The sequence below is a fragment of the Saccharopolyspora griseoalba genome (assembly GCF_042665275.1).
Classification (GTDB): Bacteria; Actinomycetota; Actinomycetes; order Mycobacteriales; family Pseudonocardiaceae; genus Saccharopolyspora; species Saccharopolyspora griseoalba.
On record NZ_JBHTCJ010000003.1, the window covers coordinates 20,939 to 46,046 of the forward strand.

The 25,108-nt window shown below is 71.7% G+C and carries 19 protein-coding genes and 1 tRNA gene; 12 read left to right on the plus strand and 8 right to left on the minus strand.

Annotation, left to right across the window (positions count from 1 at the left end):
• Positions 1-212 precede the first annotated feature (212 nt).
• The 5 genes from ACFQRI_RS06680 to ACFQRI_RS06700 all read left to right on the plus strand — a co-directional run bounded on the left by ACFQRI_RS06680 (position 213) and on the right by ACFQRI_RS06700 (position 8,460).
• Positions 213-2,594 carry a sodium-translocating pyrophosphatase gene (locus ACFQRI_RS06680; protein ID WP_380665617.1) on the plus strand — a complete coding sequence of 794 codons (2,382 nt, stop codon included), beginning with the start codon at positions 213-215 and terminating at the stop codon, positions 2,592-2,594.
• A gap of 100 nt (positions 2,595-2,694) precedes the next feature.
• Positions 2,695-3,315 carry a hypothetical protein gene (locus ACFQRI_RS06685; protein WP_380665620.1) on the plus strand — a complete coding sequence of 207 codons (621 nt, stop codon included), beginning with the start codon at positions 2,695-2,697 and terminating at the stop codon, positions 3,313-3,315.
• A 165-nt stretch (positions 3,316-3,480) separates the two neighbouring features.
• Positions 3,481-4,065 (plus strand): hypothetical protein, encoded by a 585-nt coding sequence (locus ACFQRI_RS06690; RefSeq protein WP_380665622.1) that lies wholly within the window; start codon positions 3,481-3,483, stop codon positions 4,063-4,065.
• Positions 4,066-4,277: 212 nt separating this feature from the next.
• Positions 4,278-7,163 (plus strand): type I DNA topoisomerase, encoded by a 2,886-nt coding sequence (gene topA / locus ACFQRI_RS06695; protein WP_380665624.1) that lies wholly within the window; start codon positions 4,278-4,280, stop codon positions 7,161-7,163.
• A 73-nt stretch (positions 7,164-7,236) separates the two neighbouring features.
• Positions 7,237-8,460 carry a DNA polymerase III subunit delta' gene (locus tag ACFQRI_RS06700; protein ID WP_380665626.1) on the plus strand — a complete coding sequence of 408 codons (1,224 nt, stop codon included), beginning with the start codon at positions 7,237-7,239 and terminating at the stop codon, positions 8,458-8,460.
• A gap of 19 nt (positions 8,461-8,479) precedes the next feature.
• Here ACFQRI_RS06700 and ACFQRI_RS06705 read toward each other — a convergent pair whose 3' ends face one another.
• Positions 8,480-9,835 (minus strand): hypothetical protein, encoded by a 1,356-nt coding sequence (locus ACFQRI_RS06705; protein WP_380665628.1) that lies wholly within the window; start codon positions 9,833-9,835, stop codon positions 8,480-8,482.
• 191 nt (positions 9,836-10,026) lie between these two features.
• Between ACFQRI_RS06705 and ACFQRI_RS06710 the strand changes: the two genes are divergently transcribed.
• Positions 10,027-10,100 (plus strand) — tRNA-Thr (locus tag ACFQRI_RS06710).
• Between the two features lie 183 nt (positions 10,101-10,283).
• Here the strand turns inward: ACFQRI_RS06710 and ACFQRI_RS06715 are convergent.
• From ACFQRI_RS06715 to ACFQRI_RS06725, 3 genes are read right to left on the minus strand one after another with little or no spacing between them, the layout of a single operon-like run.
• On the minus strand, positions 10,284-11,618 hold the full coding sequence (locus tag ACFQRI_RS06715) for an MFS transporter (protein ID WP_380665630.1): 1,335 nt from the start codon (positions 11,616-11,618) through the stop codon (positions 10,284-10,286).
• A 37-nt stretch (positions 11,619-11,655) separates the two neighbouring features.
• Positions 11,656-12,657: a PDR/VanB family oxidoreductase gene (locus ACFQRI_RS06720; RefSeq protein WP_380665632.1), complete on the minus strand. Its 1,002-nt coding sequence runs from the start codon at positions 12,655-12,657 to the stop codon at positions 11,656-11,658.
• Positions 12,657-13,790, minus strand: a complete 1,134-nt coding sequence (locus tag ACFQRI_RS06725; protein ID WP_380665634.1) for an aromatic ring-hydroxylating dioxygenase subunit alpha — start codon at positions 13,788-13,790, stop codon at positions 12,657-12,659. The genes ACFQRI_RS06720 and ACFQRI_RS06725 overlap by 1 nt, the downstream gene beginning before the upstream one ends.
• Before the next feature lie 107 nt (positions 13,791-13,897).
• Here ACFQRI_RS06725 and ACFQRI_RS06730 point away from each other — a divergent pair, with 107 nt between their 5' ends.
• Together ACFQRI_RS06730 and ACFQRI_RS06735 are read left to right on the plus strand one after the other, a co-directional pair.
• Positions 13,898-14,482, plus strand: a complete 585-nt coding sequence (locus ACFQRI_RS06730) for a PadR family transcriptional regulator (RefSeq protein ID WP_380665636.1) — start codon at positions 13,898-13,900, stop codon at positions 14,480-14,482.
• 126 nt (positions 14,483-14,608) lie between these two features.
• Positions 14,609-15,565 carry a threo-3-hydroxy-L-aspartate ammonia-lyase gene (locus ACFQRI_RS06735; protein ID WP_380665638.1) on the plus strand — a complete coding sequence of 319 codons (957 nt, stop codon included), beginning with the start codon at positions 14,609-14,611 and terminating at the stop codon, positions 15,563-15,565.
• A gap of 44 nt (positions 15,566-15,609) precedes the next feature.
• Here the strand turns inward: ACFQRI_RS06735 and ACFQRI_RS06740 are convergent, their stop codons facing one another.
• The gene (locus ACFQRI_RS06740) at positions 15,610-15,954 is read right to left on the minus strand and encodes a glutaredoxin domain-containing protein (RefSeq protein WP_380665640.1); all 345 of its coding nucleotides are present in this window, start codon (positions 15,952-15,954) and stop codon (positions 15,610-15,612) included.
• Between the two features lie 99 nt (positions 15,955-16,053).
• Between ACFQRI_RS06740 and ACFQRI_RS06745 the strand changes: the two genes are divergently transcribed.
• Positions 16,054-16,683 (plus strand): TetR/AcrR family transcriptional regulator, encoded by a 630-nt coding sequence (locus ACFQRI_RS06745; RefSeq protein WP_380665642.1) that lies wholly within the window; start codon positions 16,054-16,056, stop codon positions 16,681-16,683.
• A gap of 16 nt (positions 16,684-16,699) precedes the next feature.
• On the opposite strand, the gene ACFQRI_RS06750 is transcribed toward ACFQRI_RS06745, so the two are convergent.
• On the minus strand, positions 16,700-17,983 hold the full coding sequence (locus ACFQRI_RS06750; protein WP_380665644.1) for a DUF1266 domain-containing protein: 1,284 nt from the start codon (positions 17,981-17,983) through the stop codon (positions 16,700-16,702).
• 83 nt (positions 17,984-18,066) lie between these two features.
• A complete protein-coding gene (locus ACFQRI_RS06755) occupies positions 18,067-19,212 on the minus strand; it encodes a trans-sulfuration enzyme family protein (protein WP_380665647.1) in 1,146 nt (381 codons plus the stop codon).
• A gap of 432 nt (positions 19,213-19,644) precedes the next feature.
• On the opposite strand from ACFQRI_RS06755, the gene ACFQRI_RS06760 reads away from it, so the two are divergent.
• The 3 genes from ACFQRI_RS06760 to ACFQRI_RS06770 all read left to right on the plus strand — a co-directional run bounded on the left by ACFQRI_RS06760 (position 19,645) and on the right by ACFQRI_RS06770 (position 22,361).
• Entirely contained in the window at positions 19,645-20,238 is a 594-nt protein-coding gene (locus tag ACFQRI_RS06760) for a M23 family metallopeptidase (RefSeq protein WP_380665649.1), read from the plus strand.
• A gap of 320 nt (positions 20,239-20,558) precedes the next feature.
• Positions 20,559-21,374, plus strand: a complete 816-nt coding sequence (locus ACFQRI_RS06765) for a DUF4231 domain-containing protein (protein WP_380665651.1) — start codon at positions 20,559-20,561, stop codon at positions 21,372-21,374.
• A 162-nt stretch (positions 21,375-21,536) separates the two neighbouring features.
• A complete protein-coding gene (locus ACFQRI_RS06770) occupies positions 21,537-22,361 on the plus strand; it encodes a hypothetical protein (protein ID WP_380665653.1) in 825 nt (274 codons plus the stop codon).
• Positions 22,362-22,513: 152 nt separating this feature from the next.
• On the opposite strand, the gene ACFQRI_RS06775 is transcribed toward ACFQRI_RS06770, so the two are convergent.
• Positions 22,514-25,090 (minus strand): PEP/pyruvate-binding domain-containing protein, encoded by a 2,577-nt coding sequence (locus ACFQRI_RS06775; protein ID WP_380665655.1) that lies wholly within the window; start codon positions 25,088-25,090, stop codon positions 22,514-22,516.
• Positions 25,091-25,108: the final 18 nt, after the last annotated feature.

Consider the following 25,108-nt stretch of genomic DNA (forward strand, 5'->3'; position numbering starts at 1 on the left):
TCGGTAACGAATGCGCACGTCGTCGAGAGTTACGTATCACACCGTGAGGTAAGCCACTCTGTGTCTGAATAGACTCCCGACCCACGACGTCGCCACGGACGGCCATCGAACGACTACCGGCCGTACCGGGCGGGGCCGCCTACCGCGCATCGGAGCCCGGTGAGTGCGTGCGGGTCTTCCGGTGCTGAACCGAGCACAACCCAGGAGGACGGATGTCCCTGCTCACCCCGGTCCAGCACAGCTGGGCCCAGGGCGCTGCACCACCGAGCTCGTCGCCCCGGACGGACCTCGCCCAAGGCCACGGAGCGATCCAGCTCGCCGGCGGCGACTACGCGGTCGTCGGCGTCGTCATGGTGATCGCCCTGGCAGCGCTGGCCTTCGGCTACGTCCTGATCAAGGAGGTGCTGTCCGCCGGGCAAGGCACGTCGAAGATGCAGGACATCGCCAGAGGCGTGCAGGAAGGTGCCTCGGCGTACTTGAACCGGCAGTTCCGCACCCTGGCGATCTTCGCCGTCGCGGTGTTCCTGGTCCTGTTCGCGCTGCCCGCCGAGACCATCGGCGAGCGCATCGGCCGCTCGATCTTCTTCCTGTTCGGCGCCGCGTTCTCGGCGGCGATCGGCTACCTCGGCATGTGGCTGTCCACCCGCGCCAACGTCCGGGTGGCCGCGGCCGCGCGCGAGGAGACCGGGCAGGGCCGCGAGAAGGCGATGCGGGTCGCGTTCCGCACCGGCGGCGTCGTCGGCATGATGACCGTCGGCCTCGGCCTGTTCGGCGCCTCGCTGGTGGTGCTGGTCTACGCGGGCGGTGCCCCGCGGGTGCTGGAGGGCTTCGGCTTCGGCGCGGCGCTGCTGGCGATGTTCATGCGAGTCGGCGGCGGCATCTTCACCAAGGCCGCCGACGTGGGCGCGGACCTGGTCGGCAAGGTCGAGCAGAACATCCCGGAGGACGACCCGCGCAACGCCGCCACCATCGCCGACAACGTCGGCGACAACGTGGGCGACTGCGCGGGCATGGCCGCCGACCTCTTCGAGTCCTACGCGGTGACCCTGGTGGCCTCGCTGATCCTGGGCACCGCCGCGTTCGGCCTGCACGGCCTGCTGTTCCCGCTGATCGTGCCCGCCATCGGCGTGATCACCGCGGTCATCGGCGTCTACATCACCAAGGCGCGCAGCGGCGAGAGCGCGCTGACGGCGATCAACCGCTCGTTCTACATCTCGGCCGGGATCTCGGCGGTGCTGTGCGCGATCGCCGCGATGCTCTACCTCCCGAGCACCTTCGCGGAGCTCACCGGCGTCGACGAGACCATCCGGGGCACCGAGGGCAGCCCGGCGCTGATCGCGCTGGTCGCGGTGATCATCGGCATCCTGCTCGCGGTGGTCATCCTCAAGCTGACCGGGTACTTCACCGCCACCGAGCACCGCCCGGTGCAGGACGTCGGCAAGTCCGCGCTCACCGGTGCGGCCACGGTGATCCTGACCGGGCTCTCGGTCGGCTTCGAGTCGGCCGTCTACACCGCCCTGGTGATCGCCGCGGCGGTGCTGGGCGCCTTCCTGCTGTCCGGGTCGCTGGCGGTGGCGCTGTTCGCGGTGGCCCTGGCCGGTTGCGGCCTGCTGACCACCGTCGGCGTGATCGTCGCGATGGACACCTTCGGGCCGGTCAGCGACAACGCGCAGGGCATCGCCGAGATGTCCGGTGACGTCGAGGGCGACGGCGCGCAGATCCTCACCGAGCTGGACGCGGTGGGCAACACCACCAAGGCCATCACCAAGGGCATCGCGATCGCCACCGCGGTGCTGGCGGCCACGGCCCTGTTCGGCTCCTACACCGATGCGATCAGCGCAGCGCTGGCCGACCTGGGCGGCAAGCTCTCCACCGAGGAGTTCTTCGTCTACGCGCCGAACGTGCTGGTCGGCGTGATCATCGGTGCTTCGGTGGTGTTCCTGTTCTCCGGCCTGGCGATCAACGCGGTCTCCCGCGCGGCCGGCGCGGTGGTCTACGAGGTGCGCAGGCAGTTCCGGGACAAGCCGGGGATCATGGACGGCTCGGAGCGCCCGGAGTACGGCCGGGTGGTCGACATCTGCACCCGCGACTCGCTGCGCGAGCTGGCCACGCCGGGTCTGCTCGCGGTGCTGGCGCCGATCGCCGTGGGCTTCGGCCTGGGCGTGGGCGCGCTGGCCGGTTACCTGGGCGGCGCGATCGCCGTCGGCACCCTGATGGCGATCTTCCTGGCCAACTCCGGTGGTGCCTGGGACAACTCGAAGAAGCTGGTCGAGGACGGCTACCACGGCGGCAAGGGCTCCGAGGCGCACGCGGCGACCGTCATCGGCGACACCGTCGGCGACCCGTTCAAGGACACCGCCGGTCCGGCGATCAACCCGCTGCTGAAGGTGATGAACCTGGTGTCGGTGCTGATCGCTCCCGCGGTGGTCTACTTCGTGGTCAGCGATTCGGCGGTGCACCAGACCACCCGCGTGGTCATCGCGGTGGTCTCGGTCGCGGTGATCGTGGCCGCGGTGGTGATCTCCAAGCGGCGTTCCACCGCGATCGCCGAGTCGGAGAGTCCGGACAAGGCGGTCAACGGGGCACCGAGCTAGGAGAAATCGCAGGTGAGCGGGCGTCACCCCGGTTCAGGGGTGGCGCCCGTCGTCGTGCGAGAGTCCGGGCTGCAGGGCCAAGCAACTCCGAGGAGTGCGCATGAACATCCGTAGGACGTCGGTGGCGGTGCTCGCCGCGATCCCGCTGGCGCTGTCGGCCTGCGGCACTCCGCAGGCGGGCGCTCCGGAGCCGAAGGCTCCCACCACCGAGCAGGTCCAGTGGGCGGGCAAGATGTGCGGGCTGGTCACCGGTTTCTCGCAGAAGCAGAAGCAGCTGCCGCCGGTGGACAAGACCAACACCCAGACGGTCAAGGATTCGATCTCGGCGCGGCTGGACGCCGCGAGCGGGGCCGCGGACGAGACCGTGAACGGCCTCAAGGGCCTGGGGCCCGCCCCGATCAACGGGGCCGACGAGGTCAACCAGAGCTTCCAGCAGGGCTTCGGCGAGGTCCGCGACGTGCTGAAGCAGGCGCGCGCGGTGGCCGGTCAGATCGACGTCCGGGACAAGCAGAAGTTCAACGAGGGCGTCGCCGCCCTGCAGAACCAGCTCAAGAAGAGCAACCAGATCGACCTGGCCGGCAAGTTCGGCAAGCTCGAGCAGACCCCGGAGCTCAAGCGAGCCGCCGAGCGGGCTCCGGAGTGCAAGCCGTTCTTCCAGCAGAAGCCCCAACAGCAGCAGCCGGCGCCGCCGCAGCAACCACCGGCCGACAAGCCCGGCTGATCACCCGATCGAGTGAGGCTTGAAGTTCCCTGGTTTTCGCCCGTGGATTTCCCTCGTTTTTCGCGGGCGGAATACCAGGGAATTTGGGGCTCCGCCGAGGTTCTAGTCGATCGATGGGGGCAATGTGGTGGATAATCTCGAACTGCTGTTCTAGCATCGGCGACCGTGGACCAGCTGTCCTTCTACTCGGCTGAGGCTCGGCTCCCGGCGGTGGCCGACCTCGCGGGCATGCTGTGCGGCCCCGGCCAGGCGGTCGGCTTCGGCAGGGGCACCGCGGCCCGGCTGTCGGTCGTCGTGGACGCCGAGTGGCGCGCCCGCTGCCTGGCCTCGGCCTGCGCGGAACGCGGCGTGCAGGCCGAGCTGGCCCGATCCGACGAGGGCAGGCCGCTGGTGCGCACCGCGTTCCGCGCCGACCTCACCGAGATCGCGGCGCACTGGCTGCGCGGCGCGGTCAAATCGGTGCCCGCGGGCTTCGCCCCGGACGGCTGGGCGCTGCGGATCTGGGCGTTGACCGCGGGCTCGGCCGACCACACCGGCTACCGGCTCGGGCTGGACCCGCACGCCCCGGACACCCACGAACCCCTCGCCGAGGCGCTGCGCCGCTGCGGAATACCAGCCAGGACCATCGGTGTTCGAGCCGGTGGGCCGGCGCTGCGCGTGACCGGAAGGCGCAGGTTGGCGCGGCTCTCGGAGCTCGTCGGACCATTGCCCGATGGTGCTATCGAGGGAATGATTCCGCTGGTCTCCTGACCGGCTTGACGCACATCACGCCAGGTCACGAAACGGAACCCGGCGGTGACCCGATACGTTCGTCTTGCAAGACGTCGGCGAATATCGGCGTGTTATGTGCAACCCTGTGCCTTCCCGGTGCGGCACAACAGCGTGCAGCAGGCACACTGTGGAACTTGTCGGAACACGAACCGGGCGCAAGGGATGCTTCCGGAAGAAGAGAGCAGGTAAGCGTGGCTGGGACGACACGGACGAAGAAGGCCGGCGGCGGGGCCGGTCGGGCTTCGGAGTCTGCTGGCTCCGCTGCCCGCCGCCTGGTGATCGTGGAGTCACCGGCGAAGGCCAAGAAGATCGCCTCCTTCCTCGGCTCCAACTTCATCGTGGAGTCCTCGCGCGGGCACATCCGCGATCTGCCCCGCAACGCCAAGGACGTGCCCGAGAAGTACAAGGGCCAGGCCTGGGCGCGGCTCGGCGTGGACGTGGAGAACGACTTCGAGCCGCTGTACCTGGTCAGCTCGGACAAGAAGGCCACGGTCACCGAGCTCAAGGACGCCCTCAAGCAGGTCGACGAGCTCTACCTCGCGACGGATGGTGACCGCGAGGGCGAGGCGATCGCCTGGCACCTGCTGGAGACCCTCAAGCCCAAGGTGCCGGTGCGCCGGATGGTGTTCCACGAGATCACCGAGTCCGCCATCCAGGCCGCCGCCCAGAACCCCCGCGACCTGGACCAGGACCTGGTCGACGCGCAGGAGACCCGGCGCATCCTGGACCGCCTCTACGGCTACGAGGTCAGCCCCGTGCTGTGGAAGAAGGTCATGCCGAAGCTCTCGGCGGGCCGCGTGCAGTCGGTGGCCACCCGCGTGGTCGTCGAGCGCGAGCGGGAGCGCATCCGCTTCGTGCCCGCCGAGTACTGGGACATCGGCGCGACCATGGACGCGGGAGCCGATGCCTCGCCGCGCCGGTTCGGCGCGCGGCTGGTCACCGTCGACGGCGCCAAGCTGGCCACCGGCCGCGACTTCGGCCCCGACGGGCAGCTGAAGAACAACGACAGCCGGGTGCTCACCGAGGCCGAGGCGCGCGCCCTGGCCGCCGGCCTGGAGGACGCGCGGCTGCACGTCTCCAGCGTCGAGGAGAAGCCCTACACCCGGAAGCCCTACGCGCCGTTCATGACCTCCACGCTGCAGCAGGAGGCCAGCCGCAAGCTGCGCTTCTCGGCGGACCGCACGATGCGCACCGCGCAGCGGCTCTACGAGAACGGCTACATCACCTACATGCGAACCGACTCCACGACGCTGTCCGAGACGGCGCTGGCGGCGGCGCGCAACCAGGCCCGCGATCTCTACGGCGAGCAGTACGTCTCGTCGCAGCCGCGGCAGTACAACCGCAAGGTCAAGAACGCCCAGGAGGCGCACGAGGCGATCCGCCCCGCCGGGGAGAGCTTCCGGACGCCGGGCGAGGTCGCCGCGGAGCTGGGCAACGACATCGACGGCTTCAAGCTCTACGAGCTGATCTGGCAGCGCACCATCGCCTCCCAGATGGCCGACGCCAAGGGCACCACGATGTCGGTGCGCATCACCGGCAACGCGACCAGCGGTGAGGAGTGCACCTTCGCCGCCTCGGGCCGCACCATCACCTTCCAGGGCTTCCTGAAGGCCTACGTGGAGGCGGTCGACGCCGAGGCCGGTGGCGAGGCCGACGACGCCGAGTCCCGGCTGCCGCGGCTGGTGCAGGACCAGGCGATCACCGCGCCGGAGCTGGAGCCCGACGGGCACACCACCAACCCGCCGCCCCGGTTCACCGAGGCCAGCCTGGTCAAGAACCTCGAAGAGCTGGGCATCGGGCGCCCGTCGACCTACGCGTCGATCATCTCGACGATCCAGGAGCGCGGCTACGTGTGGAAGAAGGGCTCGGCCCTGGTCCCCTCGTGGATCGCCTTCGCCGTGGTCGGGCTGATGGAGAAGCACTTCGGCAGGCTGGTGGACTACCACTTCACCGCCGCGCTGGAGGACGAGCTGGACCGCATCGCCGAGGGCCGCGAGGAGCGCACCAGCTGGCTCAACGGCTTCTACTTCGGCGGCGACGTCGGGCCGGAGGGCTCGATCGGCCGCGCTGGTGGGCTGAAGAACCTGGTCGGGTCCTCGGTGGAGGAGATCGACCCGCGGGCGATCAACTCGATCCCGATGTTCGACGACGAGGAGGGCCGCACGGTCTACGTCCGGGTCGGCCGCTACGGGCCGTACCTGGAGCGCACGCTGGCCGACGAGTCCTCGCAGCGGGCGAACCTGCCCGACGACCTGCCGCCGGACGAGCTCACCCTGCAGATCGCCGAGAAGCTGTTCGCCACCCCGATGGAGGGCCGCAGCCTGGGCACCGATCCGGGGACCGGCCACGAGGTCGTGGCCAAGGAGGGCCGGTTCGGCCCGTACGTCACCGAGGTCCTGCCCGAGGGCGACAAGTCCAAGCCGCGCACCGGCAGCCTGCTCAAGTCGATGTCGCTGGACACCGTGACCCTGGAGGACGCGCTCAAGCTGCTGTCGCTGCCGCGCGTGGTCGGCACCGACCCGGAGTCGGGCAACGAGATCACCGCGCAGAACGGCCGCTACGGCCCGTACCTGAAGAAGGGCACCGACTCGCGCTCGCTGGAGACCGAGGAGCAGATCTTCTCGATCACGCTGGACGAGGCGCTCAAGATCTACGCCCAGCCCAAGCAGCGGGGCAGGCGCGCCGCGGCGGCGCCGCTGCGGGAGCTCGGCACCGCCCCGGACACCGGCAAGGAGCTGGTGATCAAGGACGGCCGGTTCGGCCCGTACGTCACCGACGGCGAGACCAACGCCTCGCTGCGCAAGGGCGACAGCGTCGAGGAGCTGAGCATGGACCGGGCGGTCGAGCTGCTCGCGGAGCGGCGGGCCAAGGCGCCCGCGAAGAAGGCGCCGGCCAAGAAGAGCACGTCCTCGTCGAGCTCCAAGAGCACCTCGTCGAAGAGCACGGCCTCGAAGTCGACGACCGCCAAGAGCGCGCCGAAGAAGTCCACGCCCGCCAAGTCCGGCGCGAAGTCGACCGGGACGAAGTCCAGCGCGGCGAGCAAGTCGACCTCGAAGTCGTCGAGCTCGTCGAAGTGACCCGCGGGCCCGGGCCGTCGGTCCGGGCCCCTAAGCTGGCGGCGACCAGCGCACGAGGCGGGGAGGCGAACCGATGCCCACCGACGCACCGGAGGTTCCCGGTACCGGCGTGTGGGCCGAGGTCGTCGGCCAGCCCGACGCCAGGCGCGTGCTGTTCACCGCGGCCGAGGCCGCGCGGAGGCAGGCGGCCGGGGAGGACGTCCCGCCGGGCGCGATGACCCACGCCTGGCTGTTCACCGGACCGCCGGGCTCCGGCCGCTCGATCGCGGCGCGCGCGCTGGCCGCGGCCCTCGAGTGCTCCGATCCGCAGCAGGTGGGGTGCGGGCGCTGCAACGCCTGCCGCACGGTCCTGCAGGGCACGCACGCGGACGTCAAGGTCGTGGTTCCCGAGGGCCTGTCGATCTCGGTGGCCGAGATGCGCGCGCTGGTGCAGGCCTCCGCGCGCCGGCCCAGCACGGGGCAGTGGCGCGTGGTGCTCATCGAAGACTCCGACCGGCTGACCGAGGGCGCGGCGAACGCCCTGCTCAAGGCGGTCGAGGAGCCGCCGCCGCGCACCGTGTTCCTGCTGTGCGCGCCGTCGGACCACCCCGAGGACGTCTCGGTCACGATCCGCTCCCGCTGCCGCGTGGTGCAGCTGCGCACGCCGCTGACCGACGCGATCGCGGAGGTCCTGCGCGATCGCGACGGCGTGGATCCGCAGCTGGCCGAGTGGGCGGCCTCGGTCTGCGGCGGGCACATCGGGCGCGCTCGGCGGCTGGCCACCGACGAGCAGGCCCGCGAGCGGCGCGAGTCGGTGCTGCGGGTTCCGCTGGGCATCGGCCGGTTCGCGGACGTGTTCACCGCGGCGGGCGGCCTGGTGAAGCTGGCCGAGACCGAGGCGGTCACCGCCAACGAGCAGCGCGACGAGGCCGAGCGCGAGGAGCTCAAGACCGCGATGGGCGCGGGCGGCACCGGCAAGGGCACCGCCCAGGCCACCAAGGGCGCCAACGCGGCGCTCAAGGAGCTGGAGAAGCGGCAGAAGTCCCGCGCCACCCGCTCGCAGCGCGACGCGCTGGACCTCGCGCTGGTGGACCTGGCCGGCTTCTACCGGGACGTGCTGATCACCAAGACCGGTTCGGGCGCGGCGCTCAACCACCCGGACTTCGCCCGCTCCTCGGCGAAGGCGGCGAGCGAGTGGACCTCGGAGTCGGCGCTGCGCCGCCTGGAAGCGGTGCTCGCCTGCCGCACGGCCCTGGGCCAGAACGTCAAACCCCTGATCGCCGTGGAGGCGATGCTCGCCACGCTGCACACCGGGTGAGCAGCACCCCGGGCGCCGGCTAGGACTTCCTGCGGGGCAGCGCCGCGACCAGGACCGAGCCGATGAGCAGCAGCGCGGTTCCGGCCCAGAACAGCGGGACGACGTGGTAGGCCCCGGTCAGCGCCAGCTGCCGATCGTCGGGGTCGATCCAGCCCGCCGGCGCGGCCTGGTGGCCGTCGCCGGAACCGCCGGTGGCGGGCGGGGGAGCGCTGCAGTCCACGCCGTTCTCCGGCGCGACCGCGCGCACGACCTGCTCGCCGAAGGAGATCTGCGCCAGCGTGGGCAGGCCGACGGCCTTCCCGCTGAGCAGGTCGAGGTTGAACAGCCGGGCCGAGGCGCTGATCTCGTTGCCGTTCTTGTGCTGCTGCATCGCGCCGAGGCTGAGCTTGATCACGCCGGCGTCGAGCACGCGCGGCTCGGGTCCGGGCACCGGGATGTCCATCGCCGGGTTCGCCGCGTCGATCGTGCCGAGCTCCTCCCCGCCCTGGGTGACGCGCAGGACCGGGGCGGTGTACTCGACGGTGGAGGTGTCCTCGCTGCCGGTTGAGGTCGCGATCAGCTCCGGCGCGCTGACCACCTCGACGGTGACCTCCTGCGGGGAGCCGGCGAACAGCTTGACCTGGGAGAGCTCCAGCTCCGAGGTGGATCGCACGGCCTTGCCGGGAAGCCCGTCCACCGGGGTCAGCGAGACGTTCGAGTGCGCTTCGGCCAGCGCGGGCACCTGCAGCAGCGAGTCGCCCATGCCGCCGGGCAGGCCGTTGACCGCCGAGCCCTGGCCGAGCGAGTAGCGCGCGTCGGAGAGCTGGTCGGACACGCACGGCCCGGTCCGATCCCCCCAGCGCGCGTGCACGCTCCCGTCGAGCCCGCTGAGCCGCACCGCGCGGTCGCCGGGGTTCTCCGGAGGGGCGAGCGAGGAGGTGGTGGGCTCGGCGTGGTCGGGCAGCGCGGTCTGCGACAGCCCGCCGGGCGGCTGCGGCACGTTGCCGTTGATCGCCACGCCGAACGGAGAGGCGTCGGCCTTGGCGTGCTCGTGCGCGAAGTAGGACTCCGAGTCGACCTGGGCGACCGCCCGGCCGAGCCCTGCTTCGAGGGCGGACTGCTCGGGCAGCAGCTTCTCGAACTCCGGGTTGTTGTAGATCGAGTCGCCGGGCACGGTCTTCGGCAGCAGGCGCACGATGCCCAACATCGTGCCAGCCTGCCCGCGGACCGGCCGGGGGAAGTCGGGGAACGCGCGCCCGGGAGGTTGGTCCGGGTCGACGGGGTGCGGCCTGGGCGTCGTGGGCATCTCGGACTGCCCCAGCGCGGCGGGTGCCGACAAGCCGGCGAGGGCCAGCGTCACCGCGGCGCAGGCACTGAGACGGCGAAGCACGCGCATCGGTCGATCCCCTCACTCCACGTGGTGTGCATCACTCCCGCTGAAAGTAGCAACGATCACAGCCCGCATCGGTGACGGGCCGGTCGCGCGAAGTGAGGAGCGGTCGAGAAGCCCCAGGTGGTGAGGGTCGTCCGCGGGTCGGGCCCCTGCGCGAGCCGCGCGAGGTCACCCGCTACACTTGACCGCGCGCTGCCGCCTTAGCTCAGTCGGCCAGAGCGACGCACTCGTAATGCGTAGGTCGCGGGTTCGATTCCCGCAGGCGGCTCTCCTCGAACCGGCCACCTTCCGAATCCCGGAAGGTGGCCGGTTCTTTGCTTCCCGCCGGATCGGCGTCGCCGCTCATCCTCGTTCCCGTCCTGCGCTTCCTCGTGGTTCGTGCCGGGTCTCGGACTGCGGGCGCGGGCCGGTCGGATTCCGATCGGCCCGCGCCCTCGTCCCGGGAGATGCCTCAGGCGGTGGCGGGTGCCTTGGCCGCCGGGGCGGACTCCGGGTCGTGCCGGCGCAGCGCGACCAGGGCGACCGCGCAGAGCGCGACCACCGCCGCGGCGCCGACGTAGAGCTGCGTCGCCGAGGCGCCCGCGTCCTTGAGCATCCCCGCGATGGTCGGGGACAGGATGGCGCCGATCCGGCCCATGCCGAGGGCCCAGCCCATGCCGATGCTGCGGACGTTGGACGGGTACAGCGGCGGGCCGACGGTGTACGCACCGGCGATGCAGCCGTTGATCAGCGCACCGACGACGACGCCGATCCCGAACCCGAGCCACAGCGTCGAGGTGCTCAGGATGAAGACGATCATCATCGCGGCGGAGAGCAGCGAGAACCCGATCAGCACGACCCGCGGCGCGCGAACCCGGGCCGCGACGCCGTAGAGCACCGAGCCAGCGGTGCCGCCGATCGAGATCGCCATCCCGGCGGTGACCGCGGCGCTCTCCGAGAGCCCCTCCTCGGCCAGCAGGGTGGGCGTCCAGCTGTTCACGAAGTAGAAGCCGAACATGATGGTGATGAAGGTGATCCAGAGCAGGACCGTGGGGGCGAGCAGCTGCTTCAGCCAGCCCGCGCTGGTCCGCCCCGCGTCCGCCCGGGCGGACGCCGCCCGGTCGAGGTCGGCCTCGCTGACCGAATCCGCCCCCATCCGCGCGAGGGTCCGGTTGATCCGCTCCAGGGCACCCCGCGGGCGGCGCTGTTCGAGGAACGCGACCGACTCGGGCAGGAGCGCGGCGACGACGACCAGGGCGAGCAGGGTTCCGAAACCTCCCGCGTAGAACACGATCCGCCAGTCGCCGCCCACCGCGGACTTCGCGACCAGGCTCGCCACGGTCGCTCCGATGCCGTACCCGGCGGTGTAGATGCCGATCGCGAGCCCGCGGTTCTTGGCGTTCGAGAACTCGCTGGCGATCACGTTGCTGCTGGCCAGGATTCCGCCCACGCCGATGCCGGTGACGAGCCGGAAGAGGCCCAGCACCGGAACCGACCCGGCCATCGCGGCGCCGAACATGCCGATGGTGCCGAGGGCGAGGCTGATCAGGATCAGCGGGCGACGCCCGATCAGGTCGGCGAAGGGGGCGAGCAGCATCGACCCCACGGCCATCCCGATCAGGCCGACCGACACCAGCAGGCCGAACTGGGAGCCGGTCAGGCCGAAGTCGTCGGTCATCGCCGGGCCGGTGAAGGCGATCGCCATGACGTCGAAGCCGTCCAGGCAGTTCATCAAGGTGCAGAGCGCGACGACCAGCCACTGGTAGCCGGACATCCGAGCCGCGCCGATGCGTTCGGTGATGTTCATGGAGGTGTCCCGAGGTGACGGATCCGGTGCGCCCGGATCAGGTGAGGTGGAGGGTGACGGAGGCTCGGTCGCCCGTGCTGCCCGCCACCGCGCGGGAGACGCAGAGGCACAGCTCGGTGGACCGCTGCTTCTGGGCTTCGCTGAGGAATACGTCGCGGTGATCGATGGTGCCGTCGGCCTCGACGACCTTGGCCAGGCAGAGCCCGCACTCGCCCTTGCGGCAGTCCGAGAGCGCGTCCACCCCCGCCGCGTTCAGGGCGTCCAGGATCGAGGTGTCCGGGGCGACCACGACCTCGCGGTCGAGCTGGGGGAGCCGCACGAGGAATTCCTCGGCGTCGAACCTGCCGCTGGAGCCGAAGGTCTCGAACCGCAGGTTGGTCGGCGGGAGCGCGTGCTCGGCCCAGCTCGACCTGATCGCGTCCATCAGGCCGATCGGGCCGCACGTGTAGAGCTCGGTCGTGGCGGCGTTCGGCGCCGCGGCGATCTCGCCGATCAGATCGGGCACCGACAGCCGCGCGCCCTCGTCGGACGCGTGCACCCGGAGCCGGTCGCCGTGCTCGGCGCCGAGCTCGTCGAGGTAGGCCATCACCCGGCGGCTGCGGCCGACGAGCACGAGCTCGTAGTCGACGCCGCGGCGGCGCAGCGCGGACGCCATCGCGACCAGCGCGGTGATGCCGATCCCGCCGGCGACCAGGACGTAGCGGCCGGCGCCGACCGCGAGCGGGAAGCTCTGCACCGGACCGGTGACGGTGAGCTCATCACCGACCGCCAGCGCGTGCATCGCCTCCGAACCGCCCCGGGAGGTGGGGGAGAGCTGCACGCCGAGGGTGAGCCGGCGGCCGCCGCTCTCGGACCGGACGACCGAGTAGGAACGGGTCTGCCGCCCGGCGCGGGTGCGCAGGTCGACGTCGATGTGCGCGCCGGGAGTCGCGTGCTCGGGGTGCTCGACCTCCAACGCGATCCGGCGGACGCCGTCGGCCGCGCGGCTGACCTCGACGACTCGCCCCCGCTGCCAGCGGGACCGGGACCGGGCCGCCATCAGGCGCCCTTCCCCGCCGCGGGAGCCGCGGACGGCCGCCCCTCGGCCGCCAGCATCCGCTCCAGGATCTGGCGCACCCACATCCCGCCCGCGTCGATGTTGAGGCTGTAGAACTCGTGCTCGGGGTTGGCGTCGATCGCGCGCTGCTGGGCGCGCAGCATGTCCTCGTCCTCGCCGAAGACGCCGTGCACGGCCTGGCGCAGCTGGGTGGTGATGGTCTGGCTGTCCAGGCAGTAGTTGCGCATGAACGCCCAGAAGTAGTGGCAGGTGCGGTCGGTCTCGGGCGTGATCGTGTTCATCACGCACCCGTTGACGCCCTGGCTGCGGTCGCCCTCGGGCGCGCCGGTGCCGGCCTTGGCGACGCCCACGTCGATGCAGATCGTGCCCGGCGCCTCGAACCTGATGATCTGCCAGCGGTCGACCTTGCCCTCGAAGCCGGGGAACTTGTCGCGCATGTTCTTCAGCCAGAACGGCGGCGGGTCGATGTCGCGCATCCAGCGGGTGACGGTGACCGTGCTGCCCTCGTGGGTCACGTCGAACTCGGCCTCGGAGAGCTCCTCCTGGCCGATGCTCGAGGAGTGCACGAACTCCTCGTGGGTGAGGTCCATGAGGTTGTCGAGGACCAGCTGGTAGTTGCAGTCGGCGTGGATGGTCTCGCCGTCGCCGGCCCAGGCCGGGTCGTCCATCTGGTGCATGTCGGGCACGCCGGCCGGGTCGGCGAGGTCGGGATCGCCCACCCACACCCAGACGTACCGGTACCGCTCGACCACGGGGTAGGAGGGGACGACCGCGCTCGGGTTGAGGGTCTCCTGCGCGGGCATCCCGGTGCAGCGACCGGTCGAGTTGTAGCGCAGCCCGTGGTAGGGGCACTGCAGCTCGTCGCCGAGGACCTCGCCCTTCGACAGCGGTGCGAGCCGGTGCCAGCAGGCGTCCGCGAGGGCGACGGCGCGGCCCTCGGTGTTGCGCCACAGCGCCAGCGGAACGCCGGCGACGGTGCGCGCCAGCGGCTGCTTGCCGGTGACCTCGTGGTCCCAGGCCGCGACGTACCAGGCGTTGCGGGGGTGGTTGAAGATCTTCGCCGCTGCCTTGGTCGGTGCTGCCGCTTCCACCGGCGGAGGGGTGGTGAGGGTCATGGCAACTCCCTACGAAGAGAGGTATGTGTTGCGTGGGCCACAAGCTATCTATGGATATAGTTAGTTGGCAAGGGCGGATAGCGTGGATCGGCCGGGAGGGAGCCGCTTTGTCGCTGCGATACGCGCTGATCGCGCTGCTGACCGGTCGGCCGATGACCGGGTACGACATCTCGAAGAGCTTCAGCCGCTCGGTCGCGCACGTCTGGCACGCGCCGGACTCGCAGATCTACCCCGAGCTCAACCGGATGGAGCGCGACGGCCTGCTCGCCTCGGTCGAGGTGCCCTGGGGGAAGAGGGCGACCAAGAAGGAGTACCACGTCACCGACGCGGGGCTCGCCGACTTCCGGGCGTGGATGGAATCGCCGCTGGTGCCGCAGCGGCCCCGGGATCCCGCCTACCTGAAGGCGGCGTACTTCGAGTTCGCCGACCCCGCGGCGGTGCGCGAGCAGCTGCGGGAGCAGCAGGAGTACTGGGAGGAGCACCTGGCGATGCTCGAGCGGACCCGGGCCACCCTCGTCGACCGCAGTCACCCCACGCTGGCGGCGAGGATCGCCGAGCTGACCGAGCGCGACGCCGAGCTCGCCGTCCGCTTCAAGATCTACGCCTACGACGGGCTGATCGCCCGCGCCCGCACCGAGCTGGCGTGGATCGAGGACGGTCTCGCGCTGGTCGAGGAGCTGCACGGCTCCTGAGCTCCGGGGGCCGTCGGGTCGCGGAGGTCCCGCGGGGTCTCTCGCCCGGGGAGGCGGGCCAGCGGTCCCGGATTGGATCTGGTCAGCGCCGGTGCGGTCGGGTCTAGTCGGGGGCGGAGGTGGCTGATGGTTTCGAAGTTCGCCGACGTGGTGGCCGCTGCCGAGCGGATCGAGGGGTACGCGCACCGGACTCCGGTGCTGAGCTCGCGGATCGTCGACGAGGTCGTCGGCGCGCGAGTGCTGTTCAAGTGCGAGAACTTCCAGCGCATGGGGGCCTTCAAGTTCCGAGGGGCGTTCAACGCCATCGCCCGGTTGAGCGCGCGCCAGCGGGAGGCCGGGGTGGTCGCCTACTCGTCGGGCAACCACGCGCAGGCGATCGCGCTGGCCGCGCAGCTGCTGGGGGTGCGGGCGACGATCGTGATGCCGCACGACGCGCCCGCCTCGAAGGTCGCGGCCACCAAGGGCTACGGCGGCCGGATCGTCGGTTACGACCGCTACGCCGAGGACCGCGAGGAGATCGGGCGCGCGCTGGCCGAGGAGGAGGGGCTGGCGCTGATCCCGCCCTACGACCACCCGGACGTGCTGGCCGGGCAGGGAACCGCGGCCAAGGAGCTCTTCGACGAGGTCGGCGAGCTGGACGCGCTGTTCGCGCCGCTCGGCGGCGGGGGACTGCTTTCCGGTTCGGCGCTGGCCGCGCGGGAGATGTCGCCGGGGTGCCGGGTGTACGGCGTGGAGCCCGAGGCCGGTGACGACGGGCGGCGGTCGCTGCGCGCCGGTGAGGTCGTGCGCATCGACACCCCGCGCACCATCGCCGACGGCGCGCAGACCACCCACCTCGGCGAGCACACCTTCGAGGTCATCCGGCGGGAGGTCGACGACGTGCTCACCGCCTCCGACGACGAGCTCGTCGAGGCGATGCGGCTGTTCGCCGCTCATCTCAAGCTCGTCGTCGAACCCACCGGCTGCCTGGGTCTCGCCGGGGCGCGGCAGCTGCCCGGCGAGCTCGCGGGCGAGCGGATCGGAGTCCTGGTCAGCGGCGGCAACGTCGACCTGGACCGCTACGCGGCGCTGCTGACCTCCTGAACCCCGTTCGGGAACGCAGCGCTCCCCGCGCCGCGGACCAGTTCCTAGGAGGAGCTCAGCGCGTGCGGGGCGTGCTCCCGGACCGCGCGGAGCAGCCGCCTGCGCGAGGGGTTCACCAGCGGGTGGCCCGCCACGTCCACGGTCGGGACGGTCTCGTTGCCGCCGGCCACCGATCGGACGTGGGCGGCCGCCTCCGGGTCCTTCCAGATGTTGACCTGGCGGAACCGCAGCTTCGAGCCGAGCAGGCTCAGCCGCAGCTTCACGCAGAACGGGCAGCCCGGGCGCCAGTAGAGGACGACCTCTCCGCTCCGGTCGGGCATGGTGGCCTCCTCGATCGGTTGCGCGCAGTCTAGGAGCTCGGCGGTGCGGGTGGCGCTGCGCGGCTCCACCGCGCTCCCGAGCAGGGGCTGGAGCGCGGGCCGGTTGGCCGGGAGCGGCGCGTGGGAGTACGCTGGATAAGTCAGCTGACTTAATCCTAGGTGGTGACCATGAGCGCAGCTACCGCGCGAACCGACCGGGCCGAGGCCACCCGGCAGCGGATCCTCAGCGCCGCCGAGCGGCTGTTCGCCGAGCGGGGCGTGTTCGCGGTGTCCAACCGGCAGATCAGCGAGGCCGCCGGGCAGGGCAACAACGCCGCCGTCGGCTACCACTTCGGGACGAAGTCGGACCTGCTGCTGGCCATCGTGCGCAAGCACTCCGGACCCGTCGAGCAGCGCCGCGCGGAGCTGCTGGAGGCCGTGCAGGCCGATTCGGTGCGGTCCTGGCTGGGCTGCCTGGTGCGGCCCTCCACCGACTACCACGCCTCGCTGCGCGACTCCACGCTCGCGCGGTTCTCCACGCAGCTGATGACCGATCCCGCGCTGCGCCCGCTGGTGGTCGAGGAGAGCCTGGCGCAGCCGTCGCTGCAGCGGACCATGGACGGCCTCAACGCCTGCCTGCCGGACCTCCCGCTGCCCGCGAAGGTCGCGCGCAACGACATGACCCGGCACCTGATGGTGCACATGTGCGCCGAGCAGGAGCGCGCCATCGCCGAGGGCACCGCGCGCCTGAGCTGGCAGCAGACCGCCGACCAGCTCGTCGACGCGCTCACCGGCCTCTGGCTGGCCCCGACGAGCTGAGCGGTCCCGCCGGCGGTCAGGCGAACGGCACCAGGTGCCAAGGGCTTTCGTCCTCCGCGACGAGGACCCGGTGCGCCAGGAGCACTTCCGCGTACCAGTCGCCGAAGGCCTCCTCGTCGAAGTGCAGGCAGCGGCCGAGCACGTAGCCCGCCGAGAACTCCGCCCACGAGGAGTACCGCGATCGCGCTTCCTGCGAGGTCATCCGCAGCGCGCGGTGCATCTCCCCCTCCGTGGCGTAGCGCGCGCCGCGTCCCCAGCGGGCCATCTTCGAGGCCCGGCCGAGGTCCCAGGCCGCGACCGTGCGCACCCGCCCGTCCGGTGGCAGCAGTTCGTCCGCTCGAAACCTCGCCTCGTAGCGCAGGATCTTGCCGACCAGTCCGCAGAGGAACTCGGCGAAGGAGTCCACGTCGGGGTTCTCGCCCGGTTCGGTCGAGGTGCCCGGCACGTTGCTCGCGATGTTGGTGCGGATCGTGCTGTCCACGCACTCCCGCCAGCGCTGCGGGTCAACCCGCGGGTCCTCGGCCTCGGCCAGGAAGTTCCGCGCGCCCAGCACGAAGTCCCAATCCGAGGTGCTGACGTCGCAGTGCAGCAACCGGTTCTGCACTGCGATCCAGCCCTGCCGGTCCTGCACGCCCCACCACTGGTCGAGGCGCTGCACCTCGGCGCTGTAGCCGGCGCCGTGCCAGTCCAGGGTGTTCCACGCGTCGCCGTTGGTGACGCACAGGTGGGCCCCGCAGGCCAGCCCGTGCAGCAGCTCGGGATCGGTCGCGCCGTCCCGCCGGGTGACCAGGCGGTGGTTGGTGCGGTCCGGGGTGAAGCACTCCTCGTGCGCGGCCACCCAGCGCGCCCGCTCGGCCCGGTCGACGCGCAGCCGCAGCTCGCACGGGGTGTTCGGGTTGATCGCCAGCACGTCCACGTCCGGCGGGAGCACCTCGGCCAGCGAGCGCAGCGAGACGAACTCGTAGACCACGTGCGGGTGCGGGCGCGGCAGCACGTCCTGGGTGTAGAGGTAGGTCGCGGTCTCGCCGTCGGCGGCGGTGGTCACCGGCAGGCGCCGCGCCGGGTTGCGGTCCGCCGCGGCTCGCGGCACCGGCTGGTAGCCGCCGACCGCGGCGACCAGTCGCAGGTAGCCCGCCACGTCCGCGCGGGCGAGGTGCTCGCGCAGCTCGCGCTCGACACCGGTGGGCGGCACCCACGAGCCGGCGTCGGGGATCAGCGGGAAGATCTCGTCGTGGTCGTCCTCGGCGCCAACGGGGATGCCGGTCGCGCCGACGGGGTCGAACGGTCCGCCCAGAGTCACGCGACCGACGCTACCCACTGGTCCGACCAAACCAGTCCGCACTGCGACAAATCGCCAGCGGACCGTCCGCCCGCCCGTCGCGCTCAGGCGCTCAGCGCGCGGTCGAAGTCCGCCAGGAGGTCCTCGGCGGCTTCCACCCCGGCGCTGACCCGGACCAGGTCGTCGGTGATGCCCAGCGCCTCGCGGTCGGCCGGGCTCATGCCCGCGTGCGAGGTGGCGGCCGGGCGGGTGATCAGCGATTCCACCCCGCCGAGGCTGGGCGCGTCGTAGGGGATCTCCAGGGCGTCGATGATGCGCTGCGCGGCGTCCGCACCGCCGCGCGGGCGGAAGCTGAGCATCCCGCCGCAGTCGTCGAAGAGCTCCTCGGCCTGCGCGCGGTCCGGGTGCTCGGGCAGGCTCGGGTGGTTGACCTGGGCGATCGCCGGGTGCTCGGCGAGGTGGGCGGCCAGCGCCCTGGCGTTGGCGTTCTGCGCGCGCACCCGCAGCGCGAGCGTCTTGAGGCCCCTGGCCAGCAGGAACCCGGCGTGCGGGTCGAGGCTCCCGCCGAAGTGGTTGGCCGCGGTGCGGGCCCGCTCGACGTGCTCGGCGCGGCCGATGATGGCGCCCGCGACCAGGTCGGAATGCCCGTTGAGGTACTTCGTCGCGCTGTGCAGCACCAGGTCGAACCCGATCTCGGCGGGGCGGAAGTTCACCGGCGTGGCGAAGGTGTTGTCGATCAGCGAGACCAGGCCCTCGGCGCGGGCGAACTCGGCGACCTCGGCCAGCCTGCCGACCCGGACCAGCGGGTTGGTGATGCTCTCGACCAGCACCGCCCTGGTCTCCGGCCTGCGGGCCCGCGGCCAGGTGTCCGGCCGGTGCGGGTCGATGAAGCTGTAGGTCCAGCCGAAGTCGGCGGCGCGCTGGGTCAGGAAGTCGTGCGTCCCGCCGTAGAGGCAGTCGCCGACCAGCAGGTGGTCCCCGGCGCGCAGCGCGCTGTGCAGCGCGGTGGAGATGGCCGCCATCCCGGATGCGGTGGCCAGCGCGGCCTCGGCCCCCTCCAGCGCGGCGAGCTTGTCGTGCAGGTAGTGCTGCGAGGGCGTGGAGTTCAGCCGCAGGTAGCGGATGTCGTGGTAGTCGGTCTCCTCGGGGACCGAGTAGACCGTGCCCTGGTAGATCGGGTACACCACCGAGCCCTCCGGCCCGGGGCGCCGCTCGCCGCCGTGCACCGCGCGCGTCTCCATCCGGTCCATGCCCCGTCTCCTCTCGCCGCCGTCGTGCCCACCCTAGGAAGCCGTCACTCGCCGAAGATCCACCTGATCGGGTGACTTCGAGCGGGTGGATTGCCGGCCCGCCGCCTGGCTGGCCGGTCCCCGCACGTTGGGTGATGAGCACGCCGCGCGCGACAGGTCCGGCCAACCGGCGTCACCGAGAATCGTGGCCACTGTGGACGCTGCGTGCCCGTTCGATTTCTTGTGGTGGATTGTTCGAATGGTCCTTTCGGGCCATCGAGCGGCGGTTAAACGTATTTGCGCCATCGATTTCTCCGAATGCGCCGCCGAGTTCGCTCGGTTGGAATCATCTTCGGGCTGCCCCGGCACCGGTCGACGAATGCCCGGTGCCTGCTGAGGAATTCATCCGAGCCGTCGCGACGCGAGTCGTGCGGTGTCAGGAGTGGAATCGCAATGGCCACCTTGCCAGGAAGAAAAGCGAACATTGCTGCGCTCGGACTGCTGCTGGCGGTCGGGTTGTCCGCGGGCGCCGGTTCCGCCGCAGCAGCCGACGACCGCCCCGGTCCGCAGGACCGCGCCACATCCGCCAGAGCCCAGGTCCCCAGGGCGGAGTCCGGCGAGCCGGCGAAGAGCCCGGCTCCCTGGGTCGCGCCCACCTGGGGCGAGATCAGCAGCGGCTTCGGCATGCGGTGGGGCTCCATGCACGAGGGCGTGGACATCGCCAACGAGGTCGGCACGCCGATCCGCGCGGCCTCGGCCGGAACGGTGATCGATTCCGGGCCCGCGTCCGGCTACGGGTTGTGGGTTCGAATAGACCACGGGCGCGGCCGGGTCACCACCTACGGGCACGTCGACGCGACGCGCGTGCACGTGGGCCAGAAGGTCGAATCCGCTGATCCGATCGCGACGCTGGGAAATCGCGGTCAATCCACCGGTCCGCACCTGCACTTCCAGATCGACGTCTCGGGGAAGGCCGTGGACCCGGTCGCGTTCTACGGCGAACCGGAGGCGTTGACCGATTGGCCCGGACACCCGTCGAATTCCTGATCTCCACCACCGAATTCCAGCGCAACGCGCCCTTCGCGGCGCAGCGCGGTGCCCTCGGACGCCGACCGCCGACCCGGTTGATCGGCGGTCCGGGGGCGCTGCCACAGTGGCACGACCTGGAACCCGTGCGCGGCATCGCACCACTCGCTGTTATCACTGCCGGGTAATCCGCCTCGAACGGCCCGGGAGCCCAGCGGTGATCACTCGGCGCAGTCGATAATCAGCCGAACAGCCGAGTCAAGCGTCACCCTGCTGGTCGATTGTCGTAGAACTCCAGGAGCCACTTCGATCTCACTAACGCGCTGGAAGGACCGGATGTGATGGAGCGAGTGGATACGGCCGGGATCGTGGGCGGCGGAGTGCTCGCCGCCGAGGATCGCCAGCAGGGGGACTGGGAGCGCCGGATCGCCGAGCGGTCCGAAGAGCTGTACCGGGCGCGGCTCGTGCAGCGGTTGTTGTGGGTCTGGGCGGTGCCGGGCACGTTGCTCGTGGTCGCCGCGGGGGTGCTGCTGGCGGTCTTATCGGCCCCGCTGTCAGCCGTGCTGGTGCTGTTCGCGCTGGCCGCCGTTTCCGTGGGCGTGGCGGCCGCATTCGTGTACCGCCAGCACTTTAAGGTCCGGGCGGTGGACACCGAACTGCGCGCGCTGGAAGGCGCGCACCGCGAACAACTGCTGGACGAACTGGCCACCGGGGACCTGCTCGACGCCCACAAGCGCTACCGGGCGCAGCTGCCCGATCTGATCGAGCGCTACCGCACCGAGGCGCGGCGGGACCGCTGGAAGGACCAGGTGCTGCAAACCGTCGTCATCGGCGGTTCGATCGTCGCCGCGACGGTGACCGCCACCGCCACCTCGGTGGTCGACGTGGCGTTCCTGGCCGTCGGGTTGAGCCTGCTGGTGGCGCTGTCGGCGGCGCTGGCCGGATACGCCAAGTACCGCGACCGCAGCGCCGCCTGGCAGCAGGTCGCCGACGCGCTGGAGCGCGAGTACGAGTCGGTCGAGCTGCGGGTCGGCCGGTACCGCCGGTTCACCGAGGAGCGGGAGGCCTACGCGGAATTCGCCGAGGCGGTCGAAGCGCTGCGCGCGGAGAAGGCCGGACGGTTGCCTTCCGCAGTTGTCGACCGGCTCGCGCAGTAATCAGGTTGTGGCTGCATCCCACGAAAGTGGAGTCGACGCACCGGCGAATTGAACACGCAACGTAGATCTTCCTGAGATGTGTGATCACTGAATAGTGGTGGGTGTCTGATCCGTAATCTCCGGCGGGCACAGGACACGGCCTGTGCAGAGAGGAGCATTTCGATGAAGCGCACCTTTACCACGGCGGCCGCTGTGCTGGCGGCCGGTGGCGTCGGCGCCGTCGGCATGGCCACCCCCGCCCTCGCCGCCGGTGACTCGCAGCTGCCGGCCACGTTGCCCACGGACAACGGCGTGGCCAACACCGCCTTCCACGCCGCGGGAACCCTGGCTTCGGCGCAGAAGACCGTCGGAGACGTGGTCCCGCTGGACCAGCAGCTCTCCGGCCGTGCCGGTGACCCGGTCACCGGTGCGCTGGGCTCCACCCCGGCCGGCGGCGTCCTCAAGCCGGTCGTCGACGCCCTCGGCCAGGCGACGTCCGGCCAGACCCAGGGCCTGGACCCGGTTTCCGCGGTCCAGGAGGCCAAGCCGGTCGGCGAGACGCTCCCCGCGTCCAAGTCCGGTGCCGGCGACCTCACCGGTCCGGTCACGAACACCGTCGGCCAGCTGCCGGTCGCCGGTGACCTGCCGGTGGCCAAGACCGGTGTCGTGGACGGCGTTCTGCCGACCAGCCTGACCGGCTCGCTGGAGAACCTGGAGCCCGTCGCCACCCCGCAGGCCAAGCCCGGCCAGCTGCCCTCGACCAACGTCGTCGGCGAAACGGCGAGCGGCATCGTGGAGAACGCCGGGACCAACGTTCCGCTCGGTCGCAGCGGCGACCCCGTCAGCGGTCTGATCGGCAACTCGCCGCTGGGCGGCCTGACCGGTGGCGGTGCGCTCGGCAACGTGACCGGCAACCTCCCGGTCGGCAAGTCCGGTTCCCCGGTCGACGAGGTCACCGGACTGGTCAGCCACGGCCCGCTCGGCGGCGCCACCCAGCTCGGCAACTGATCTCGCGGCGGAGCCCCCAAGCGGTCCGCAGCCACCCCGTGGGCGTGCGGACGCCCGCCGAAACCCCCTGTCGATGCCGTCCCCCTGACGCGGCATCACCCGAGCGACCGCTGAAGGGCACCTCCCGGCGCCGGGAGGTGCCCTTCAGCTCGTCAGAGCTCGACGATCCCCGCGGTGGCGCGAACGGTGATGGTGCGGCCGTCCCGGATGCGCCGGGTGGCCCCGGCGACGCCGACGACGGCGGGGATCCCGCACTCGCGGGCGACCGTCGCGCCGTGCGAGTTCGGGCCGCCCGTCTCCACGACGAGCCCGCCCGCGGTGAGGAACAGCGGCGTCCAGCCGGGATCGGTCGACGGCGCGACGAGGATCTCGCCCGGGCCGATGCGCGCGCCGGTCGGATCGCGCACCACCCGCGCGGTCCCGGTGACCGTTCCGGCCGAGGCCGAGATCCCGACCAGTTCGTCCGCCGAACCCGTTGCGCCGAGCGAGGTTTCCGGCTCGGTCCCGTCGGAGAGCAGCATCGGGGGCAGGTGCGATCGGCGCAGCTCGCGCTCGCGGACCGCGCGCCGAGCGGCGATCGTCCCGCTCTGGTCGGCGCCGTCGAGCAGCGCGGAGAGCTCCTCGAAGTCCAGGAAGAACACGTCCTGCGGATCGGAAATCCGCATCTCGCGGGCGAGTTCGTCACCGATGGCGAGGAGTTGCGCGCGGGCGTGCGCGATCGCCAGCACCGCGCAGTACTTCGGCAGCTCGCGCAGGCCCGCCAGCCGTCGCACCCGGCGCATCGCGAACCGGGCCAGGCGGGCGCGCAACGGGTTCCGGATCCGGCGCGCGATCTCGTCGAGCTCGCGCTCGGCCTCCTCGGCGCCCGAGCGGTACTGCTCGGCGGCGTCGTGCCCCGCCGCGGCCGAGCGCGCGCACCCGGCGAGCAGCCCGAGCAGGTGCGTCGGATCGTCGGACCAGCGCGGCATTCCCGCGTCGATCTCGGCGAACGCCCGGTGCCCGTGCTGCGCCAGGAACAGGTCCAGTCCGCTGAGGACGTCCGCGGGCAGGTCGCGGTCGCGGTACCGGGCCGCCAGCTCCGCGGGCTCTAAGTCGGCGAACAGCGCTGCGGTGCCGGGGTCCATCCGGCGCGCGATCCCCCACAGCTGCAGGTCCATCTCGGTGGTGATGTTGTGCGGGACGCCGCGCAGCACCACCTGCAGCTCCGCATCGGTGGCGGCGGTGCCCGCGATCGCGGGCAGCAGCTTGCTCAGCGCCAGGACCGGGAGCACCCGCCCGGGCAGCTGCGCCAGCCGCGGGGCGAGGACTTCGAGGAAGCCGTCGCGGGTGGCCGCCAGCCGCTCCCGCGCGGTCACCGGCCGCATCGCGTCGAGGTCGGCGCGGACCTGGTCGACCAGGTCGAAGGACTGCTCGCGGGCGATCTCCGGCGCTCGCAGCGCAGCGGCGAACCGCTGCGGGGCGCGCGTCCGCCGCACCACGCGGGCGAGATCGCGCAGCAGCTTCCGCGGAACGCCCCCGCGCGGCGCGAACTCCGTTCGGGCGAGCACGGATTCGTAGATCCGCGCCGACCTGGCCTCGGCCACCGACAGCGCCCTGGGCAGCACCGCGCGCCCGATCGGGTTGCGGGTGGTGCCGGTGATGTCGGCGAAGAGCCAGCCGTCGGCGTCGCGGAGCAGCGCCGGCCGCGAGCCCTCGGTTCGCAGGCCGAGGTGCTGCAGCAGCCCGGTGAACAGCAGCCCGAGCACCGCGATGCCCATCGGGGTAAGCGGCCGGTGCACGCCCTGGGCCGAGTTGACCGACAGGTAGAGCCGCAGCCCTCGCCCGGGGTCCGGCGGCAGCGGGAAGAGCGTGGTGATCGGGCGGGCCTGGGTCAGCCAGATCTCGCCGTCGCCGTCGATCGCCCACTCCAGGTCCTGCGGAGCGCCGAAGTGCGCAGCGGCCGCCCCGCCGATCTCGGCGAGCTCCCGGACCTGCGCGTCGGTGATCGAGGCGCGCCGATCGAGCCGCTCGACGATCTCGGTGCCGCCGCCCGGCCTGGCCCGGACGCTGGCGGTCTTCGCGCCGAGCTCGCGGGTGATCTCGCCGCCGGAGACGGCGAACCGGTCCGGGGTGATCGCGCCGGAGACCACCGACTCGCCGAGGCCCCGGTTGGCGTCGATGACGGCCTCGTCCCGGCAGCCGGTGACCGGGTTGGCGGTGAACAGCACGCCCGCGGCGCGGGCGTCCACCATCCGCTGCACCACCACGGCCAGCCGCACGACGCGGTGGTCGACGCCGTTCGCCCCGCGGTAGGCCACGGCGCGGTCCGTCCACAGCGAGGCCCAGCACCGGCGCACCGCGTCCAGCAGCGGTTCGGCGCCCACGACGTTGAGGTAGGTGTCCTGCTGCCCGGCGAAGCTGGCGAAGGGCAGGTCCTCGGCCGTGGCCGAGGAGCGCACCGCGACGGGGTGCTCGGCGCCCAGCTCGGCGCGAGCGGCGGTGATCGCCTCGCGCAGCGGCGCGGGCAGCTCGGCGCCGCGGATCCGGTCGCGGATCTCGGCCGCGGTGCCGGGCAGCCCGTCGAGCAGGTCGGCGATCAGCGGATCGCAGGTCTCGGCGTAGGCGTCGGTGGGGATCACGAAGCCCGGCGGCACGCGGAACCCGGACGCGAGCAGTTCGCCGAGGTTGCCGGCCTTGCCGCCGACCTCGGCGCCCATCTCCGCCCGAACCCGGCTCAACGGAAGCAGCATCGGGACCACCCCCTCCGA